18 protein-coding genes are annotated in these 18,672 nt (G+C 72.3%); 5 read left to right on the top strand and 13 right to left on the bottom strand.

Annotation, left to right across the window (positions count from 1 at the left end; all coding sequences use genetic code 11):
• The first annotated feature begins 95 nt into the window (after positions 1–95).
• Entirely contained in the window at positions 96–623 is a 528-nt protein-coding gene (locus Q6350_RS07155; RefSeq protein ID WP_305065852.1) for a hypothetical protein, read from the top strand.
• 123 nt (positions 624–746) lie between these two features.
• Here the strand turns inward: Q6350_RS07155 and Q6350_RS07150 are convergent, their stop codons facing one another.
• Entirely contained in the window at positions 747–2,195 is a 1,449-nt protein-coding gene (locus tag Q6350_RS07150; RefSeq protein ID WP_304603486.1) for an NAD(P)H-quinone dehydrogenase, read from the bottom strand.
• A gap of 59 nt (positions 2,196–2,254) precedes the next feature.
• Here Q6350_RS07150 and Q6350_RS07145 point away from each other — a divergent pair, with 59 nt between their 5' ends.
• Together Q6350_RS07145 and Q6350_RS07140 are read left to right on the top strand one after the other, a co-directional pair.
• Positions 2,255–3,106, top strand: coding sequence for a purine-nucleoside phosphorylase (locus tag Q6350_RS07145; RefSeq protein ID WP_171247451.1), 852 nt, complete (start codon positions 2,255–2,257; stop codon positions 3,104–3,106).
• Positions 3,107–3,119: 13 nt separating this feature from the next.
• Positions 3,120–4,886: a phospho-sugar mutase gene (locus Q6350_RS07140; RefSeq protein WP_171247450.1), complete on the top strand. Its 1,767-nt coding sequence runs from the start codon at positions 3,120–3,122 to the stop codon at positions 4,884–4,886.
• A 169-nt stretch (positions 4,887–5,055) separates the two neighbouring features.
• Here the strand turns inward: Q6350_RS07140 and Q6350_RS07135 are convergent, their stop codons facing one another.
• The 12 genes from Q6350_RS07135 to Q6350_RS07080 all read right to left on the bottom strand — a co-directional run bounded on the left by Q6350_RS07135 (position 5,056) and on the right by Q6350_RS07080 (position 17,662).
• Positions 5,056–5,874, bottom strand: coding sequence for a siderophore-interacting protein (locus Q6350_RS07135; protein ID WP_305065851.1), 819 nt, complete (start codon positions 5,872–5,874; stop codon positions 5,056–5,058).
• Positions 5,875–5,928: 54 nt separating this feature from the next.
• Positions 5,929–6,666: a deoxyribose-phosphate aldolase gene (gene deoC, locus Q6350_RS07130; RefSeq protein WP_246246644.1), complete on the bottom strand. Its 738-nt coding sequence runs from the start codon at positions 6,664–6,666 to the stop codon at positions 5,929–5,931.
• Positions 6,663–7,766 carry an adenosine deaminase gene (locus tag Q6350_RS07125; protein WP_304603483.1) on the bottom strand — a complete coding sequence of 368 codons (1,104 nt, stop codon included), beginning with the start codon at positions 7,764–7,766 and terminating at the stop codon, positions 6,663–6,665. The genes deoC and Q6350_RS07125 overlap by 4 nt, the downstream gene beginning before the upstream one ends.
• A gap of 63 nt (positions 7,767–7,829) precedes the next feature.
• Entirely contained in the window at positions 7,830–8,078 is a 249-nt protein-coding gene (locus Q6350_RS07120; protein ID WP_305065850.1) for a hypothetical protein, read from the bottom strand.
• Positions 8,079–8,119: 41 nt separating this feature from the next.
• Complete coding sequence (locus Q6350_RS07115; RefSeq protein WP_304603482.1) at positions 8,120–9,415, bottom strand: thymidine phosphorylase; 1,296 nt, start codon at positions 9,413–9,415, stop codon at positions 8,120–8,122.
• Positions 9,412–9,807, bottom strand: a complete 396-nt coding sequence (locus tag Q6350_RS07110) for a cytidine deaminase (RefSeq protein ID WP_171247445.1) — start codon at positions 9,805–9,807, stop codon at positions 9,412–9,414. The genes Q6350_RS07115 and Q6350_RS07110 overlap by 4 nt, the downstream gene beginning before the upstream one ends.
• A 4-nt stretch (positions 9,808–9,811) precedes the next feature.
• Positions 9,812–11,107, bottom strand: coding sequence for an ABC transporter permease (locus Q6350_RS07105; protein WP_304603481.1), 1,296 nt, complete (start codon positions 11,105–11,107; stop codon positions 9,812–9,814).
• Positions 11,104–12,402 carry an ABC transporter permease gene (locus tag Q6350_RS07100; protein WP_304607410.1) on the bottom strand — a complete coding sequence of 433 codons (1,299 nt, stop codon included), beginning with the start codon at positions 12,400–12,402 and terminating at the stop codon, positions 11,104–11,106. The genes Q6350_RS07105 and Q6350_RS07100 overlap by 4 nt, the downstream gene beginning before the upstream one ends.
• Before the next feature lie 56 nt (positions 12,403–12,458).
• A complete protein-coding gene (locus Q6350_RS07095; protein ID WP_304603480.1) occupies positions 12,459–13,979 on the bottom strand; it encodes an ABC transporter ATP-binding protein in 1,521 nt (506 codons plus the stop codon).
• A 117-nt stretch (positions 13,980–14,096) separates the two neighbouring features.
• On the bottom strand, positions 14,097–15,197 hold the full coding sequence (locus Q6350_RS07090) for a BMP family protein (protein WP_171247442.1): 1,101 nt from the start codon (positions 15,195–15,197) through the stop codon (positions 14,097–14,099).
• 174 nt (positions 15,198–15,371) lie between these two features.
• Positions 15,372–16,550, bottom strand: coding sequence for an amidohydrolase (locus tag Q6350_RS07085; RefSeq protein ID WP_304607226.1), 1,179 nt, complete (start codon positions 16,548–16,550; stop codon positions 15,372–15,374).
• Complete coding sequence (locus Q6350_RS07080; protein ID WP_304603478.1) at positions 16,547–17,662, bottom strand: mannose-1-phosphate guanylyltransferase; 1,116 nt, start codon at positions 17,660–17,662, stop codon at positions 16,547–16,549. The genes Q6350_RS07085 and Q6350_RS07080 overlap by 4 nt, the downstream gene beginning before the upstream one ends.
• Positions 17,663–17,876: 214 nt before the next feature.
• Between Q6350_RS07080 and sdhC the strand changes: the two genes are divergently transcribed.
• Together sdhC and Q6350_RS07070 are read left to right on the top strand one after the other, a co-directional pair.
• Positions 17,877–18,212, top strand: a complete 336-nt coding sequence (gene sdhC, locus Q6350_RS07075; protein WP_216077620.1) for a succinate dehydrogenase, cytochrome b556 subunit — start codon at positions 17,877–17,879, stop codon at positions 18,210–18,212.
• A complete protein-coding gene (locus Q6350_RS07070; protein ID WP_305065849.1) occupies positions 18,212–18,664 on the top strand; it encodes a succinate dehydrogenase hydrophobic membrane anchor subunit in 453 nt (150 codons plus the stop codon). Before sdhC ends, Q6350_RS07070 begins: the two co-directional genes overlap by 1 nt.
• Positions 18,665–18,672 lie beyond the last annotated feature (8 nt).

The raw sequence follows: 18,672 nt of genomic DNA, 5'->3' as shown, positions 1-18,672 counted from the left end.
TAATGTGATAGAGGGAATCCGCATCGACGCAACGGGGGCGTCGGCCGGGTCCGGGGACGCCCAGGTATCAGCGGTTCCCTGGAGAGGAATCGACCATGTTCACCCAGCGAGTCGCCGCTGCCCTGGCAGCGGCAGGGGCAGCCTTGCTGATCACCGCGAGTCCGGCGTTGGCCGCACCCAACGGCAACCCGCACTTCATCGGGAACTTCATGGAGGCGTCCGTCGACGGCGACTTCGACCTCACGGTCTCGTTCAAGGAAGCAGGTCTTCCGAGCGGCGCCGTCGAGACGATCACCGCGTACGCCGATCTCGAGGCGACGTACCAGTGCATCAACGGCGGGGGCAACAACCCGGCCGACCCGAAGAAGACCATGATCACCACGCAGGTCTCCGGCAGCGACACGTTCACCGCGGGGAAGAACGGGCAGATCGTCGGCTCGGTGACCCTCGCGGTCGTCCCGGCCGCCGACGTCCTGGAGTGCCCCGGCGGACAGACCTCCACGCTGACCGCCGGCACCTGGACCAACATCTCCATCGAGGACGAGACGAGCGGGGCGTTCTACTCGTTCGGCGACGAGTCGTTCTCGTTCGGAGCACCTGTCGGCCACGGCAAGAACGCGTAGGGACACGGACACCGCATCAGGAGCCGGGGAGGTCCGGCCCGCACGACGCCGCCCCCTTCCCGTCGCCGGTTCGCCTGCCGACGACGGCGAAGGGGGCGGTTCCGCATCGCCGACGGCCCCGGGTCAGTCCGTCAGCTGGCCGTGCAGGACCCGTGCGGTCTCCCCGATCGTGCCCGTGAGCGACGGGTAGACGGTGAACGCGTCCGCGACGTCGTCGATCGTGAGCCGGTGGGAGACCGCCAGCGTGATCGGGAAGATCAGCTCGCTGGCGCGGGGGGCCACGACGACGCCGCCGAGCACGACCCCGGCCTCCGGGTGGGCGAACAGCTTGACGAAGCCGTCGTGCACCCCGTGCATCTTCGCGCGCGGGTTGCGCGCCAGCGGCAGCGTCGTGGTGATGTAGCGCGACCCGCGCTCGCGCAGCCGGGCCTCGGACTCGCCCACCGTGGCGATCTCCGGGGCGGTGAAGATGTTGGCGGCCACCGTGCCCAGACGCAGCGGCGCGACGGCGTCGCCCAGAGCGTGCGCCATCGCGACCCGGCCCTGCATGGCCGCGACGGACGCCAGCGGCAGCACCCCCGTGCAGTCGCCCGCGGCGTAGACGCCGCGCACCGAGGTGCGCGAGACGCGGTCGACGTCGACGTGACCGGACGGGCGCACGTCGACGCCGGCCTCGGCCAGCCCGAGCCCCTCGGTGTTCGGCACGCCGCCGACGGCGATAAGGACGTGGGAGCCCTCGACCACGCGGCCGTCCTCCAGCGTGACGGCGACACCGTCCTCGGTGCGCTCGGCGGCGGCGGCCCGCGAGCGCGACATCACGGTCATGCCGCGGGACCGGAACACGCCCTCGAGCAGCTCGGCGGCGTCCTCGTCCTCACCGGGCAGCACCCGGTCGCGCGAGGAGACGAGCACGACGTCGGACCCGAGCGCCTGGTACGCCCCGGCGAACTCGGCGCCGGTGACGCCCGACCCGACGACGATGAGCCGCTCGGGCAGCTCGTCGAGGTCGTACAGCTGGGTCCAGGTGAGGATGCGCTCGCCGTCCGGCTCGGCCGTCGGCAGCGTGCGCGGCGTGGCGCCGGTGGCGAGCAGCACGATGTCGGCGTCCAGGGTCTGCTCGGCGCCGCCGGCGGACGGGGTCACGACCACCCGGCTGGGGCCGTCGAGACGCCCGGAGCCCTCCACCACGACGACGCCCTCACGCTCGAGACGGGACCGGATGTCGGACGACTGGGCGGCCGCCAGGGCCAGCACCCGGGCGTTGACGGCCTCCAGGTCGACCAGCGCCCGCCGGGTCTCCTGGTCGTCCCCGGGGACGACCGGGGACCCACCGGTGCGGATGCCGAGCTCGGGGGCGGACTCGGCGAACGTGAGCCACTCGGCGGTGGCGATCAGCGTCTTGGAGGGGACGACGTCGGTCAGCACGGCCGCGCCGCCGAGCCCGTGGCGCTCGACCACCGTCACCTCGGCTCCCGCACGTCGGGCCACGAGCGCGGCCTCGTAGCCTCCGGGGCCGCCGCCGATGACGACGACGGTGCGGTTGGGTCCGGCAGGGGCAGTCTTCTCGGCCATCACGGGTGCCATTGTGGCAGCACCGGCGGACCGCCGTTCGCAGGGATACCCTCGGGTCCATGAGCACCACACCTGCTACGACGCCGGATCTCGACGATCCGGCCACCGACCCGTTCGACGTCGCCCGCGCAGCAGCCGACCACATCGCCGAGGTCACGGGCGTCAGCGGCCACGACGTCGCGCTCGTCCTCGGGTCCGGTTGGGGCGGCGCCGCCGAGCTGGTCGGCGACGTCGTGGCCGAGTTCCCCACCCACGAGATCCCCGGGTTCGCGCGGCCCTCGGTGGACGGGCACGTCGCCACGACCCGCTCGATCCGGGTCGAGCGGCCGGACGGTTCCACCCGCAACGCGCTCGTCATCGGCGGACGTACCCACCTGTACGAGGGCCGTGGGGTCCGGCGCGTCGCGCACGGCGTGCGGACCGCGGCGGCCACCGGCTGCACGACGGCGGTCCTGACCAACGGGTGCGGCGGCCTGCACATGGCCTGGCGCCCCGGGCAGCCCGTGCTGATCAAGGACCACCTGAACCTGACCGCCACCTCCCCGCTGGAGGGGGCCACCTTCGTCGACCTCACCGAGGTGTACTCGGCGCGGCTGCGCGACCTGGCGCGGACCGTCGACCCGGAGCTGCCGGAGGGCGTGTACGCCCAGTTCCCCGGCCCGCACTACGAGACGCCCGCCGAGGTGCGGATGGCCGGCGTGCTGGGCGCCGACCTCGTGGGGATGTCCACCACGCTGGAGGCGATCGCGGCGCGGCACGCCGGCATGGAGGTGATGGGGATCTCGTTGGTGACGAATCTCGCAGCCGGTGTCAGCCCGCACCCGCTGTCGCACGCCGAGGTGCTCGAGGCCGGACAGGCCGCCGGCCCGCGGATCAGCGACCTGCTGGCCCGCATCGTCCGCGAGATCTAGGGGGAAGACCAGGATGACGGAGTCCTTGGACGAGCTGCTCGTCCGCGTCGAGCACTGGATTCGACACGACATCGACGACACGGACGTCGACGAGCTGACCCGCCTGGTCGGGTACGCCTCCGCCGACGGCGGCACCCGGCACCCGTCGGCGCTGGCGGACCTGCGGGACCGGTTCGACGGCACCCTGGAGTTCGGCACGGCCGGTCTGCGCGGCACGATGGCGGCCGGCCCCAACCGCATGAACAGCGCCGTCGTGGTGCGTACCGCGGCCGGGCTGGGCGCCTACCTGCACGACACGCTCGGCCCCGGTGCCGGTCCGCGCGTCGTGGTCGGCTACGACGCCCGCCACCGGTCGGCGACCTTCGCCCGGAACACCGCCGCGGTCCTCACCGCCGCCGGCGTCGAGGTCCTGCTCCTGCCGGCCGCGCTGCCCACGCCGGTCCTCGCCTACGCCGTCCGGCGCCTGGACGCCGACGCGGGCGTGATGGTCACCGCAAGCCACAACCCCGCCGCCGACAACGGCTACAAGGTCTACCTCGGGGGTCGTGTCGTCACCGACGAGGGACAGGGCGCCCAGCTCGTCTCGCCCCACGACGAACGCATCGCGGCTCACGTCACGGACGTGGGCCCGGCCGACGAGGTCCCCCGCGCCGACGACGGGTGGACGGTGCTCGGGCGGGAGATCGTCCAGGAGTACCTCGCCTCGCTGGCGCCGCTGCGCACCGCCGCACCGGACGCGGCCGCGAACCTGACGATCGTGACGACGTCGTTGCACGGCGTGGGCGGGCCGATGCTCGCACGGGCCCTCGGCGACGCCGGGTTCACGCGCGTCATCCCCGTCGAGGAGCAGGTCGCGCCGAACCCCGACTTCCCGTCGGTCGCGTTCCCGAACCCCGAGGAGGCCGGGGCGATGGACCTGGCGCTCGGGCTGGCGATCGACTGCGGCGCCGACCTGGTGATCGCCAACGACCCGGACGCGGACCGCTGCGCGGTCGCGGTGCTGGACATCACCCAGGGCACCCACCAGGGCGTGGAGACCGCACGGTCGAGCGGCTGGCGGATGCTGCACGGCGACGAGGTCGGCATCCTGCTCGGCAGCGAGGCGGTGGCCCGGTCGGTCGGCCGTCCCGGTTCGACGGTCGCGAGCTCGGTGGTGTCCTCCCGTGCGCTGGCGCGGATCGCCGCCGACGCCGGGGTGGACCACACGACGACCCTGACGGGGTTCAAGTGGATCTCCCGCGCACCCGGCCTGGTGTTCGGCTACGAGGAGGCGCTCGGCTACTGCGTCGACCCGGAGCACGTCCGGGACAAGGACGGGATCAGCGCCGCCGTCGTGGTGGCCTCCCTGGCCGCACGGCTCAAGGCCTCGGGCCGCACGCTCATCGACGCGCTCGACGACGTGGCCCGCGCGCACGGCCTGTTCGTCACGGGCCAGCTCTCGGCCCGGTTCAGCGACCTGTCCGAGATCCCCGCCGCCGTGTCACGGCTCCGCGCCGAACCGCCTCGCGAGCTCGGGGGGTCACCGGTGCGGGTCGTCGCGGACCTGGCGGACGGCTACGAAGGACTCCCGCCGACGGACGGCGTCCTGCTGCTGGCCGAGGACGACACGCGGGTCGTGGTGCGCCCGTCGGGCACGGAGCCGAAGCTGAAGTGCTACCTCGAGGTCGTCACGGACGTCGGGGTCGACGCGACGGCTCTCGACGTCGGCACGGCCCGGGTCGAGGCCCGGGAGCGGCTGAACTCCCTCGCCAAGGAGATGAACGCGGCGCTGGGCTTCTGACGCCACTCGCCCTCCGCCGACCGTCACCGTCACCGTCACCGTCACCGTCACCGTCACCGTCACCGACGAGCGTGCTCGTTCGGTCCTTCATCCGATGAGATGAGGGACCGAACGAGCACGCTCGTCGGTCACGAGGGGGTGGTCACGGAGGGGATCTCCTCGGGGCCGGTCAGGACGGGGTGGCCGCGATGGCGGCGTCGTCCTGCTCCACGGCGGACTTCCAGTCCTTCTTCACGGCGCGCCAGGACTCGTCGTCGTGACCACGTCGCCAGTAGCCGGACGCCGACAGCAGCTCGCGCGGCACCCCCAGCACGGTGCGGGCCCACCGGCGCAGCTCGCGGACGCTGCCGGCCTCCCCGTGCAGGAACGCGTGCGGGACGCCGTCGGGCAGCTCGCCGGCCGCGTGCAGGCCCCGGACGGTGTCCTCCAGCGTCGCGGTCCCGCGGTGCACCCAGGTCAGCGTGACGTCCGCCGCCGTGTCGACCGGCAGCTCGTCCTGCGGACCGGCCACCTCGACGACGGCGTGCGCCCGGACACCTTCCGGCAGCGCCTCGAGCGCCGCCGCCACGGCGGGCAGCGCCGACTCGTCACCGACGAGCAGGTGCCAGGGAGCAGCGGGGTCGGGCGCATAACCGCCGCCGGGTCCGAGGAACGTGACCTCGTCCCCCGGCTGGACCGTGGCGGCCCAGGGCCCGCCGAGGCCCTCGTCGCCGTGCACCACGACGTCCAGGTCCCAGGAGGCGCCCCGGACAGCCCGGATGGTGTAGGCCCGCACCACCGGGCGCGCGCCCTCGACGGGGGGCGGCCCCAGCACGAGCTTGACGTACCGGTCGGTGCACCCGGTCGGGTCGACGTCGGGCAGGTCGCCCCCGGACAGGGTCACCCGGACCATGTGCGGGGTCAGCCGGCGCACGGCGCTGACCGTCGCGGTCCTCGGCGTGCGCCGGACCGCGGGCGGAGCACCGCGGCTCGCCGTCGTGTCAGTCATGGTAGGCAAGCCTAACCTCCGGCGGCGGACCCGTCAGCGGGGGGCGGCCCCGGATCAGTAGCCGTCGGTCCCGGCGGGCGCCTCGTCCGCACCGCCCTCGTCGAACCCGGCGAGCACCGCACCGGTGCCGGAGAGTCCGAGCCGGGTCGCGCCGGCGGCGATCATCGCCTGCGCGTCGTCCAGGGTGCGCACGCCGCCCGACGCCTTGATCCCGAGGCGGCCGCCGACCGTGGCGGCCATCAGCTCGACGGCGTGCACCGAGGCCCCGCCGGACGGGTGGAAGCCCGTGGAGGTCTTCACGAAGTCGGCCCCGGCCGCCTCGGCGGCGCGGCAGGCGGCGACGATCTCGGTGTCCGTGAGAGCGGCGGACTCGATGATGACCTTGAGGATCTTGTCCGACGGCACGGCGGCACGGACCGCGGCGATGTCCTCCTGGACGAGGTCGAAGCCGCCGGCCTTGGCCGCACCGATGTCGATGACCATGTCGACCTCGTCGGCACCGTCCAGCACCGAGCGCGCGGCCTCGGCGGCCTTGATCTCCGAGGCGTGCTTGCCCGAGGGGAACCCGCACACCGTGGCGACGGCGAGCCGGCCCCCGGCGGACTCGACCGCGTGCGAGACGAAGGTGGGTGAGACGCAGACGGAGAAGACCCCGAGCGCGGCACCCTCGGTGACCAGCGCGGAGACGTCGGCGGCCGTCGCCTCGGGCTTCAGCAGCGTGTGGTCGACGTAGCGGGCCAGCGCGGCACGGTCGGTCGGGACGGTCGGGTCGGTCATGGGTTCGGTGCTCATCGCAGAGCCCCCTCGATCTTCTGGTAGCCGGGCAGGATCAGGTCGTCGACGAGCGCGCGCCGCTCGTCGTGGTGGATGAAGGCGCTCCACGCGGCCGTCATGGTGACGTCGGCGAGGTCGTCGATCGTCCAGCCCGCCTCCGAGACGAGCAGCCGCATCTCGTGCGACATCGACGTCCGCGACATCAGCCGGTTGTCCGTGTTGAGCGTGACGGCGAAGTCGAGCTCCTTCAGGCGGGTGATGGGGTGGTCGGCGACCGTGGTGACACCGGGCGCGGCGGCGGTCTGCAGGTTGGAGACCGGGCACACCTCCAGGGCGATCTGGTGGTCGCGGACCCAGTGCGCGAGCCGGCCGAGCGTGGCGGACCGGTCGTGCTCCGAGAAGACGATGTCCTCCATGATCCGCACGCCGTGCCCGAGCCGGTCGGCCTGGCCCAGGTGCACCGCCTGGGAGATCGACTCCAGGCCGGCGGCCTCACCCGCGTGGATCGTGGTCGGGAAGTTCTGCTCCGCCAGGAAGCGCCACACCTCGGCGTGCCGGTCCGGGGCGAAACCGTCCTCGGGCCCGGCGATGTCGAAGCCGACGACCCCTGCGTCGCGGTAGGCGACGGCGAGCTCGGCGATCTCGACCCAGCGGTCGGTGTGGCGCATCGCGGTGACGAGCTGGCCGACCCGGATCGTCCGGCCCTGCTCGGCCGCCTCGCGCACACCCTCGTCGATGCCGTGCTGCACGGCCTCCACGGTGTCGGGCAGGGACATCCCCCGCTGCAGGTGCTGCTCGGGCGCCCAGCGCTGCTCGGCGTAGACCACGCCGTCCGCGGCGAGGTCCAGCACGGCCTCGCGTGCCGCCCGGGCCAGCGCCTCCGGCGTCTGCATGACCGCGATCGTGTGGTCGAAGGTCTCGAGGTAGCGCGGCAGCGACCCGGAGTCGGCGGCGTCGCGGAACCAGGTGGCGAGCGCGTCGGCGTCGTTCGCGGGCAGCTCGTGCCCCACCGCGTCCGCGAGCTCGAGCACCGTCTGCGGCCGCAGCCCGCCGTCGAGGTGGTCGTGCAGCAGGACCTTGGGCAGATCGCCGATGGCGTCGAGAAGGGCTTGCGTCATGGCCCCCAACCTACCTGCGCCCACGGCACGGCGGAGGACTCCTCCGCGGCGCCGTGAGCGGACTCACGCGGACGCGGTGCCGCCGAGGTCGTCCGGATCGTCGGACGGCACCTCGATGTCCTGCTCGACCACGTCCGCCTCGTTGGCGGACCCCTCCAGGTCCGGCCGGGGGAAGCCCGGGTGGTAGTCCTCGACCTCGGCCTCGTGCTGCGGCTGCGCAGGCGGCGCCCCGGCCTCCTCGACCAGGCTCGTGGTGTCGTCGGGGGTCTCCAGACCCGCGTCCCGCCAGGCGTCGTTCGGGGTGGTGCTCATGCCCCCATGGTGTCGTGCCGAGCGCCTCGACGCGAGGTGGCTCAGTGCAGACGGTCCAGGACGATCGGACGACGCGACACGGCCGTGCCGACCGGGCCCAGCGACCACCCGCCGTCGAGCGCGTCCAGGGCACGCTCGAACCGCTCGGGCGTGTCCGTGTGCAGCGTCAGGACCGGCTGACCGGCCACCACCTGCTCGCCCGGCCGCGCATGGATCTCGACGCCGGCGCCGGCCTGCACCGGGTCCTCCTTGCGGGAGCGACCCGCACCGAGGCGCCAGGCCGCGACGCCGACGGCGTAGGCGTCGAGCTCGGTGACCACGCCGTCACGGTCGGCGACGACCTGGTGCTGGTGCGTCGCCGTCGGCAGCGGCGCGTCCGGGTCACCGCCCTGCGCGGCGATCATGCGCCGCCAGACGTCCATGGCCCGTCCGTCGCTCAGGGCGCGGCGGACGTCGTCCTCGTCCGCGGGACGACCGGCCGCGGCGAGCATCTCGACGGCCAGCGCCACGGTCAGGTCGACGACGTCGTCCGGGCCGCCGCCGTCGAGCACCTCGACCGACTCCCGGACCTCCAGCGCGTTCCCGGCCGTGCGCCCGAGCGGGACCGACATGTCGGTCAGCAGGGCGACGGTGCGGACCCCGGCGTCGGTGCCCAGCTCGACCATGGTGCGGGCGAGCTCGCGCGCCTGGGCCAGCTCCTTCATGAACGCGCCGGAGCCGACCTTGACGTCCAGGACGAGCGCGCCCGTGCCCTCGGCGATCTTCTTGGACATGATCGAGCTCGCGATGAGGGGCACCGCCTCGACGGTGCTCGTCACGTCCCGCAGCGCGTAGAGCTTCTTGTCCGCCGGGGCGAGTCCCGCACCCGCGGCGCAGATGACGGCGCCCACGTCGTCGAGCTGGGCGAGCATGTCCTCGTTGCTCAACGCGGCGCGCCACCCGGGGATCGACTCGAGCTTGTCGAGCGTGCCGCCGGTGTGGCCGAGACCGCGGCCCGAGAGCTGCGGGACGGCCACACCGAACGCCGCGACCAGCGGGGCCAGCGGCAGGGTGATCTTGTCCCCCACGCCACCGGTCGAGTGCTTGTCGGCCGTCGGTCGCGTCAGCGAGGAGAAGTCCATCCGCTCGCCGGAGGCGATCATCGCCTGCGTCCAGCGGGAGATCTCGCCCCGGCTCATCCCGTTGAGCAGGATCGCCATCGCGAGGGCGGACATCTGCTCCTCGGCGACGACACCCCGCGTGTAGGCGTCGATCACCCAGTCGATCTGGGCGTCCGACAGGTGGTGTCGGTCCCGCTTGGTGCGGATGACGTCGACGGCGTCGAACGGTTCGCTCATCGTTCCAGGTCCTCCGGTCCGAACGCCTGCGGCAGCAGGTCGGACATGGGTACGACGCCGAGAGGCGTCTCGACGATCAGGTCGGCACCGCCGTGCTCCCACAGCAGCTGGCGGCAACGGCCGCAGGGGGTGATGACGCGGCCGCGGGCGTCGACGCACGTGAAGGCGGTCAGCCGCCCGCCACCACCGGTCACCAGGGCCGAGACGAGGGAGCACTCGGCGCACAGCGTGACGCCGTAGGCGGCGTTCTCGACGTTGCAGCCCACCAGCAGCCGGCCGTCGTCCGCGTACGCCGCCGCGCCGACGGCGTACCCGGAGTACGGCACGTAGGCGTGGCGGGTCACGTCCGTGGCGGCCGACCGCAGGGCGTCCCAGTCGATCGAGGACGTCACGGCGCTACTCCTTCGTGTACGGCCTGGCCAGCGCTGCTGGTGGCCGCGACCGGCCGACGAGCCCGGCGACGGCGAACAGCGTCACGATGTACGGCAGCATCAGCATGAACTGGCTCGGCACCGGCGACCCGACGACCGAGAGCACGTTCTGCAGGTTCGTGGCGAACCCGAAGAGCAGGCCGGCCAGGGCCGCCCGGACGGGGTTCCACTTGCCGAAGATCATCGCGGCCAGGGCGATGAAGCCCGCGCCCGCGGTCATCTCGCGGTTGAACTGGTTGATGGAGACCACCGTGTAGAACGCACCGCCCATGCCGCCCACGGCACCGGCGATCAGCAGCGCGCGGTACCGGGTGCGCAGCACCTCGATGCCGACGGTGTCCGCGGCGCGCGGGTGCTCGCCCACGGCACGCAGCCGCAGCCCCCACCGGGTGCGGAACAGGCCGTACCAGACGAGGAAGACGACGACGGGCATCAGGTACACGACGATCGTCTGGTCGAACAGCACCGGGCCGATGACGGGGATCCGCTCGAGGAACGGGATCGGCAGGCGCTCGAACCGGGTCGTGGAGTTCAGCGTCTGGGTGTTGGGGACCAGGACCAGCGAGTAGAAGAAGCTCGTCAGGCCGATCACCAGCACGTTGAGGACCACACCGACGATGATCTGGTTCACCCGGTAGGTGATCGTGAAGACCGCCAGGACGAGGCCGACCAGCGCGGCGGCGATCATGGCCGCCACCAGCCCGGCCCACGGGCTGTTGGTCAGCGACCCCACGACCGCCGCGGTGAACGCACCGGCCAGGAGCTGGCTCTCGATGGCGATGTTGATCGTGCCCGACCGCTCACCGATGACACCGCTCAACGAGCCGTACACCAGCGGCACGGACAGCGCGACGGCGCCACCGAGGAGCCCGACGACGGACAGGTCGCGCGGGCTGCCCGCGGCGGCCCAGGCGAGGAAGCCGAAGAGCAGGGCGGCGGCGTACACGCTGGTCACCCACAGCGGCGTCCGGCGACCGTCACGGGTCGCCAGGACCGAGACGACGAGCAGCGCCGCGGCGACGGCGGCGCACACCCAGGCGGTGCCCATGCCCGGGATCACGTACACCGGGATCTGGAAGAAGTCCGTCGGGGTGGACAGGGCGAAGCGTGCGCTGCCCTCGCGCGGGGCGAGCAGCATCAGCAGGGCGTACAGCGCCAGCACGACGGCCAGGGCGATCGGCGTCTTCCACGAGATGGTGCTGACGGTGCGGGGCGCGTCCGGCGCACCCGTGGTGGCGCCGTCCACGGTCGGGGCGGTCATGCCGCCACCTCCTTCCGCGCGGCCTGCGACCGCTTCTTCTTCGGCTTGCTGCCCGGCTGCGGGAGCCGGAAGATCGCGCGCACCAGCGGCGGCGCCGCGATGAACAGCACGATGAGGGACTGCACGACGAGCACGATCTCGATGGGGATGCCCTCGGCGGCCTGCATCGCGGAACCACCCGCCTTGAAGCCGCCGAAGAGGATGCCCGCACCGAGCACGCCGATCGGGTTCGAGTTGCCCAGCAGGGCCACGGTGATGGCGTCGAAGCCGATCCCGGCGTCGATGTCCGCACCGAACCCGGTGGTCACGGTCCCGAGGACCTGGGTGACACCGGCCAGACCGACCAGCGCACCGGCGACGAGCATCACCGAGACGGTGGACCGCGAGACGTCGATGCCGGCGACCCGCGCAGCACGCGGGTTCTGCCCCACGGCCCGGTAGGAGAAGCCGATGGCCGAGCGGTTGAGGATCCACCACACGACGGCGACGGCGATCAGCGCCAGGATGAAGCCCCAGTGCAGGTTGTACCGCTCACCGAGGAGCGGGGGCAGCTGTGCGGACTCGGGCGTCGGCGGGGTCTTCGGGTTCGCCGACCCCGGGGCCTGCATCAGCCCGGGCGTCGCCAGGAAGTACGACAGCAGGTAGAACGCGACGTAGTTGAGCATGATCGTCACGATGACCTCGTGGGCCCCGGTGCGTGCCTTGAGCAGACCCGCGATACCGGCCCACAGGGCGCCGGCGAGGATGCCCGCGACCAGGGCGAGGATCAGGTGGAGAGGGAACGGCAGTCCGGTGACGCCGAAGCCGACCCAGCCGGCCGCAGCAGCGGACATGAGCATCTGGCCCTGACCACCGATGTTGAGCAGGCCCGCGCGGAAGGCGATCGCCACGCCGAGACCGGCGGCGATCAACGGCGTCGCGTTGGTCAGCGTCTGCGTCAGCGGCCGGATGGCTCCGGCGAACGTCTCGGCCTGGAAGTTGTACACGGCCCCTTGGAAGAGGGCCGAGTAGGCGCCCCCGACGGCCTCTCCGACCGCCGCGAACGTGTCGGAGGGCCGGGAGAAGAAGTAGCCGGACGCCTGCTGGACGGCCTCGTCGGTGACGATGATCATCAGCGACCCGGCGAGGACGGCGAGCAGGATCGCGCCGAGCGACACGGCCCAGCCACCGGAGATGATCCGGTGGAAGGCGTCCTGCCAGCGACCGTCCTCCTCGGCGAGCTCGGCCTCGCGGGCGCGGTCCTGCTCCAGCGCCTCGGCGAGGCCCGGGTCGGCCGCGGGGTCGACCTTTTCCATGTCGGCCGCGAGCCGGTTGTCGGAGGAGTCGGCGGAGTGCCGGTCCGGAGTCTCGCTCACGCGGCGTCTCCTTCGCTCTCGGGCGCGACGCCGGCCATCATGAGGCCGAGCACGTCGCGCGGGGTGTCGGCGGGCACGATGCCGACGACGCGACCGCGGTACATGACCATGATCCGGTCGGCGAGGGCCACCGCCTCGTCGAGCTCCGTCGAGACCACGACGACCGGGATCCCCTGGTCACGGGTCTCGACGATGCGCTTGTGGATGAACTCGATGGAGCCGACGTCGACGCCGCGGGTCGGCTGGGCCGCCACGAGCAGCCGCAGCTCGCGGGACATCTCCCGCGCGAGGACGACCTTCTGCTGGTTGCCGCCGGACAGGCGACCGACCGGCAGGTCGATACCCGTCGTCCGGACGTCGAACTCGTCGACCTTCTCGCGCGCGAACTCGTCGCGCAGGCCGAGCTGCAGCGACCCCGCCCGCACGAACGGTGCGCCGTCGGTCCGGTCGAGGATGAGGTTCTCGGCGATGGTGAACTCGCCGACCAGGCCGCTGGTGCTGCGGTCCTCGGGCACGAAGCCGACTCCCGCGTCGAGGACCTTGCGGACGCTGCGGCCCTTGAGCTCCTCGCCGTCGAGGCGGATCGACCCCTCGAAGTCCGGGTACAGGCCGATGAGCGCCTCGGTGAGCTCCGTCTGCCCGTTGCCCTGCACGCCCGCGACCACGAGGATCTCGCCGCCGTGGACGGTGAAGCTGACGTCGTCGACGACGACCTGGCCGTCCGGGCGCGCGACCACGAGGTGCTCCACGGCGAGCTCGTTCTCGCCGTGCCGCGGGGGCTCCTTGTCGACGGTGAGCTGGACCGCTCGGCCGACCATCAACGAGGCGAGCTCGTTGTCCGACGCGGTCGGCTCGGCCTCGCCGACGACCTTGCCGTGCCGGACGACGGTGATGCGGTCGGCGACCTCGCGCACCTCGCGCAGCTTGTGGGTGATGAAGACGATGGCCTTGCCCTCGTCCTTGAGCTGACGCATGATCGCCATCAGCTCGTCGGTCTCCTGCGGTGTGAGCACCGCGGTCGGCTCGTCGAAGACGAGCACCTGGGCGTCACGGCTGAGCGCCTTGATGATCTCCACGCGCTGCTGGACACCGACGGGCAGGTCCTCCACGAGCGCGTCCGGGTCCACGTGGAACCCGAAGCGGTCGGCGGTGCTGCGGACGGTCTCGCGCGCCGCCGCCAGGTCGAGGATGCCCGGGCCCGACGTCGTCTCGTGGCCGAGCATGACGTTCTCGGCCACGGAGAACACCGGCACGAGCATGAAGTGCTGGTGCACCATGCCGATCCCGGCGCCCATCGCGTCGCCGGGGCCCTGGAAGTTCTGGACCTCGCCGTCCAGGAGGATCTCGCCCTCGTCGGCGTCGTAGAGCCCGTACAGGACGTTCATCAGCGTGGACTTGCCAGCGCCGTTCTCGCCGAGGAGGCAGTGGATCTCCCCCGGTTCGACCACCAGGTCGATGTGGTCGTTCGCCACCAGCGCGCCGAAGCGCTTGGTGATCCCACGCAGCTCGAGCCTCATCGCGGTCAGCCGCCCTTTCCTTACGTTTCTGCCGGCCAGCCTAGGCCGCGCCGCACGGCGGGACGCGGTGGGCGAACCCACCGTGTCCCGCCGTCGCGGCAGTCGGTCCTCAGCCGGTCACTCGGCCAGGTACGACGTGACCTCGAGCTCGCCGTCGATGATCTGCTGGCGCAGCTCGTCGACCTCGGTCATGAGCTCCGGGTCCACCTTGTCCTCGAAGTCGTGCAGCGGAGCCAGGCCGACGCCCTCGTTCTCCAGCGTGCCGACGTAGGTCTCCGGGTCGAACTCGCCCTGACCCGCCGCGAGGACGGCCTCGTAGGTGGAGACGTCCATCCGCTTGAGGATGGAGGTCAGCACGTACTCCTGGGTGGTCGGGTCCGTCTCGTAGAAGTCGGCGTCGACGCCCACGAGCGCGACGTCGCGCCCGGAGTCCTCGATCGCCGCGATGGCCGACTGGTAGATCGGGCCACCGACGGGGAGGATCACGTCGACACCCTGGTCGAGGATGTTCTTCGCCGTGGTCTTGGCCGTCTCGTTGGCGGTGAAGCCGCCGGTGAAGGCACCGTCCTCGCCACCGGAGTAGCCGATGACCTCGACGTCCGCGTCGTTGACCTCGTTGTAGTGCTCGACGCCCTGCTTGAAGCCGTCCATGAAGATCGTCACGGTCGGGAACGGCTGGCCGCCGAAGGTGCCGACCTTGCCGGCCTCGGAGTAGCCCGCCGACAGGTAGCCCGCCAGGAACGCGGCCTCGGCCGTGTTGTACAGCAGCGGCTTGATGTTGTCCGCGTCGGTCTCGCCGTCGAAGTCGTTGTCCGCGGCGTCGTCGACGAGGATGTAGTGGGTCTCCGGGTTGGCGTTCGCCGACTCGACCGTGTCGGCCGAGAGGGCGAAGCCCACCGACACGATGGCGTCGCAGCCCTGGTCGACCAGCGACTGCAGGTTCGGCTGGAAGTCGGTCTCGGACTGCGACTGCACGTCCGTCAGCTCGGCGCCGAGCTCCTCGGCCGCCTGCTGGGCGCCTTCGAAGCTGAGCTGGTTGAAGCTCTTGTCGTCGAAGCCGCCCTGGTCGGAGACGATGCACGGGGAGAAGTCGACGGCCTCGGTCTCGGCCCCCGTCTCCGTGCTCTCGTCGGCCGTGTCCTCCGGGGCCGCTCCGCACGCCGCGAGGGTCAGCGCGGCCGCGCCGGCGAGGGCGGTGAACTTGATCGCACTCTTCACCTGTCGCTCCTGTCGATGAGGGTGGTGGGTGAGCCCGGGATCGTCCCCGTCTCACGATCAGAGATGACAGCCTAACCATGCGTGCGGGCCCGCAGGACCACGAGCCCAACCCGTGTCCGAGTCGTTATCGAATGGGAACGACGGCGGAATGACGTACGTCACAGCCGGTCGGGATCACCCGAGCGCGACCCTCGCCAGGACCCGCGCACCGATCGCGATGGCACGCTCGTCGACGACCAGGTCGCCCTGGTGGATGTCGTACCGGCGCTGCCCCGGGGTCGCGGTGCCGAGCCGTGCCATCGCCCCGGGCACCTTGGTCAGGTACCAGGCGAAGTCCTCCCCGCCCAGGGACTGCTCGGTGAGCACCACACCGTCCTCGCCGAGCACCGCGGCACCCGCCGCCTCGAGGGCGGCCGTGACCTCGGCGTCGTTGTCGACCGGCGGGACGCCGCGCAGGTGGTAGACGCTGACCTCGACGTCGTACGGGGCCACCACCTGCTCGACGGCGTCGAGCAGGACCTGGCCGGCCCGCTCCCACGCCCGCACGTCCAGGCACCGCAGGGTGCCCTTGGCCACCCCCGTGGCCGGGATGGCGTTGTGGGCGTTGCCCGCCTCGACGGCGCCCCAGGTGAGGTTGACGCCCGAACGCGGGTCCAGCCGTCGCCCGAGCACCGCCGGCACCTGGGTGATGACCTGGCCCAGGGCGTAGACGACGTCACCGGTCAGGTGCGGCCGGGAGGTGTGCCCGCCGCTCGAGGAGAGCGTCACGGTGACGAGGTCGGAGGCGGAGGTGATCGGGCCGATCCGCGTCCCGAGCCGCCCGACGTCGAGCTTCGGCTCGGTGTGCACCGCGACGATCCGCTCCACACCGTCCAGGACCCCCTGGGCCAGGACGTCGTGGGCACCGCCGGGCATGATCTCCTCGGCCGGCTGGAAGATCAGGCGCACCCCGGTCTCCAGGAGGCCTTCCTCGGCGAGCCGCGCCAGGGCGAGACCGGCGCCGAGGACGACCGCCGCGTGGACGTCGTGGCCGCACGCGTGCGCCACCCCCGGCACGGTCGAGACGAAGTCGCAGCCGCACACGTCGTCCAGGGGCAGGGCGTCGATGTCCGCGCGCAGGGCCGTGCGCCCACGGCCCGGGACGTCCGGGCCGACGTCGCACGTCAGCCCGGTCCCGTCCAGCAGCCGGGGCTGCAGCCCGGCGGCCCGCAGCCGCTCGGCGAGCACCGCCGTCGTCCGGACCTCCTGGCGCGCCGTCTCCGGGTGGGCGTGCAGGTCACGGCGCACCGCCACGACCTCGTCCTCCAGGGCGGCGACGACCTCGTCGAGGCGTGCCTGCGCCGCCCCGCTCACAGCAGGTCCTCCCGTCCGTGGTCGCGAACCGCGTCGACCATGCTCCGGACCTGCTGGGCCCGGGCACGCGTGGTCACCAGGACGGCGTCGGGGGTGTCGACGACGACCACGTCGTCGATGCCCAGCAACGTCACGGTCCGGCCGCTCGCCGGGACGACGACCGACCCGGCGCTCTGGACCCGGACGACGTCGGCGCTCTCGCCGAGCACCTTCGACCCCGCGTCGTCGTCGGCCGGCAGCAGCGCCGCCAGGGAGTTGAAGTCACCGACGTCGTCCCAGCCGAACGGGCCCGGGACCATGGCGACGCCGCCGTCCGCGGCGACCGGCTCGGCGACGGCGTGGTCGATGGCGATCCGCTCCAGCCCCGGCCAGGTCTCGGCCAGCACCCGGTCACGGTCCGGCGTGTCCCACGCCGCGGCGATCCGGCGCAGCCCGTCGTGCAGCGCCGGGCGCTGCGCGGCCAGGTGACCGAGCAGCACGTCCGTGCTCGCGACGAAGATCCCGGCGTTCCAGCGGTACTCCCCCGAGGCCAGGTAGGTGCGCGCCGTCTCGGCGTCGGGCTTCTCCGTGAACCCGCTGACGTGCACGGCGCTCGGCGCCCCCTCGAGGCCGAGGGGCTCGGCCCCGTGGACGTAGCCGAACGCGGTCGAGGGGCGGGACGCGGCGATGCCGATCGTCGTGACGTACCCCGCCCGGGCGGCCTCCACCGCCTCGCGCACCGAGCGCTCGAACTCGCGGGTGCCGGAGATGACCTGGTCCGCGGCGAAGGACCCGAGGACGACCTCGCCGTGGCGTCGCTCCAGCACGGCCGCGGCCAGCCCGATCGCCGCCATCGAGTCGCGCGGCGACGGCTCGGCCAGCACCTGGTCCTCGCCGAGGCCGGGGAGCTGGGCGCGCACGGCGGCGGCGTGCGCCGTGCCCGTGACGACGACGACGCCGTCGGGACCGGTGAGCGGCGTCAACCGGTCGGCGGTGCCCTGCAGCAGGCTGCGCCCGGAACCGGTCAGGTCGTGCAGGAACTTCGGGGCGCCCGCGCGCGAGAGCGGCCACAGACGGGTCCCGGACCCCCCGGCGGGGATGACGGCACGGAACCCGGGAATAGCAGAAAGCATGTTCGCAGCATAGTGACGCCGGGCGTCGGGACGACGTGACCCCTGTGGGATCGATCACAGATCCACCACGCGGACGCCATTTTTCCGGCGGCCGTGACCCGATCGCAACCGGGTGTCACTACAGTGTCCTCACGTAACCCCGCCAGCATCCGCCAATGGAGGCCCCACCGTGCCGACTGCCCCCGCTGGCACGCTCTACCGCGGCCGTGAAGGCATGTGGTCCTGGGTCGCGCACCGCGTGACCGGCGTGTCGATCTTCTTCTTCCTGCTCGTGCACGTGCTCGACACGTCGCTCGTGCGCGTCTCCCCCGAGGCGTACAACGCCGTCATCGGCACCTACCAGACGCCGATCATGGGGCTGGGAGAGGCCGGCCTGGTGGCCGCGATCGTCTTCCACGCGTTCAACGGCCTGCGCATCGCGCTCGTCGACTTCTGGTCGGAGGGGGCCCGCTACCAGCGAGTCATGCTCTGGGTCGTGCTCGGCCTGCTCGTCGTGACGATGGCCGGATTCCTGCCCCGCCACCTGATGAACGTGTTCGGAGCCGAATGATGACTGCGCAGACCGACATCCCCACGCCCCGCTCCCCGTACGTGCGTCGCAAGACCACCCGGGGCAACTACGAGCTCTACTCGTGGGTCTTCATGCGGGCCTCCGGCGTCCTCCTCGTCGTGCTGGTCTTCGGGCACCTCTTCGTCAACCTCATGGTCGGCGACGGCGTCAAGGCCATCGACTTCGCGTTCGTCGGCGGCAAGTGGTCGAGCCCCTTCTGGCAGATCTGGGACCTGCTGATGCTCTGGCTGGCCATGATCCACGGCACCAACGGCGTCCGGACGATCATCAACGACTACGCCCAGCGGGACGTCACCCGCGGCGTGCTCAAGAGCCTGCTGTACCTGGCGTTCACCATCACCGTCGTGCTCGGCACGCTGGTGATCTTCACCTTCGACCCGTGCCCGCCGGACGCCCCGGCGGAGCTGCTCGCCTCGTTCTGCACGGCCTGAGCCGCGCG

The organism is Isoptericola sp. b515, from assembly GCF_030588125.1.
GTDB classification, from domain to species: Bacteria; Actinomycetota; Actinomycetes; order Actinomycetales; family Cellulomonadaceae; genus Isoptericola; species Isoptericola sediminis.
Note: the sequence above shows the minus strand (reverse complement) of the source record. Positions and strands in the feature narration are given on the sequence as shown.

Coding starts and splice junctions, on each gene's coding strand:
- Q6350_RS07155 (WP_305065852.1), top strand. CDS start 96: ATGTTCACCCAGCGAGTCGCCGCTGCCCTGGCAGCGGCAGGGGCAGCC.
- Q6350_RS07105 (WP_304603481.1), bottom strand. CDS start 11,107: ATGACCGCCCCGACCGTGGACGGCGCCACCACGGGTGCGCCGGACGCG.
- Q6350_RS07095 (WP_304603480.1), bottom strand. CDS start 13,979: ATGAGGCTCGAGCTGCGTGGGATCACCAAGCGCTTCGGCGCGCTGGTG.
- Q6350_RS07145 (WP_171247451.1), top strand. CDS start 2,255: ATGAGCACCACACCTGCTACGACGCCGGATCTCGACGATCCGGCCACC.
- Q6350_RS07125 (WP_304603483.1), bottom strand. CDS start 7,766: ATGACGCAAGCCCTTCTCGACGCCATCGGCGATCTGCCCAAGGTCCTG.
- Q6350_RS07115 (WP_304603482.1), bottom strand. CDS start 9,415: ATGAGCGAACCGTTCGACGCCGTCGACGTCATCCGCACCAAGCGGGAC.
- Q6350_RS07140 (WP_171247450.1), top strand. CDS start 3,120: ATGACGGAGTCCTTGGACGAGCTGCTCGTCCGCGTCGAGCACTGGATT.
- Q6350_RS07070 (WP_305065849.1), top strand. CDS start 18,212: ATGACTGCGCAGACCGACATCCCCACGCCCCGCTCCCCGTACGTGCGT.
- deoC (WP_246246644.1), bottom strand. CDS start 6,666: ATGAGCACCGAACCCATGACCGACCCGACCGTCCCGACCGACCGTGCC.
- Q6350_RS07080 (WP_304603478.1), bottom strand. CDS start 17,662: ATGCTTTCTGCTATTCCCGGGTTCCGTGCCGTCATCCCCGCCGGGGGG.
- sdhC (WP_216077620.1), top strand. CDS start 17,877: ATGTGGTCCTGGGTCGCGCACCGCGTGACCGGCGTGTCGATCTTCTTC.
- Q6350_RS07150 (WP_304603486.1), bottom strand. CDS start 2,195: ATGGCCGAGAAGACTGCCCCTGCCGGACCCAACCGCACCGTCGTCGTC.
- Q6350_RS07135 (WP_305065851.1), bottom strand. CDS start 5,874: ATGACTGACACGACGGCGAGCCGCGGTGCTCCGCCCGCGGTCCGGCGC.
- Q6350_RS07100 (WP_304607410.1), bottom strand. CDS start 12,402: ATGGAAAAGGTCGACCCCGCGGCCGACCCGGGCCTCGCCGAGGCGCTG.
- Q6350_RS07120 (WP_305065850.1), bottom strand. CDS start 8,078: ATGAGCACCACCCCGAACGACGCCTGGCGGGACGCGGGTCTGGAGACC.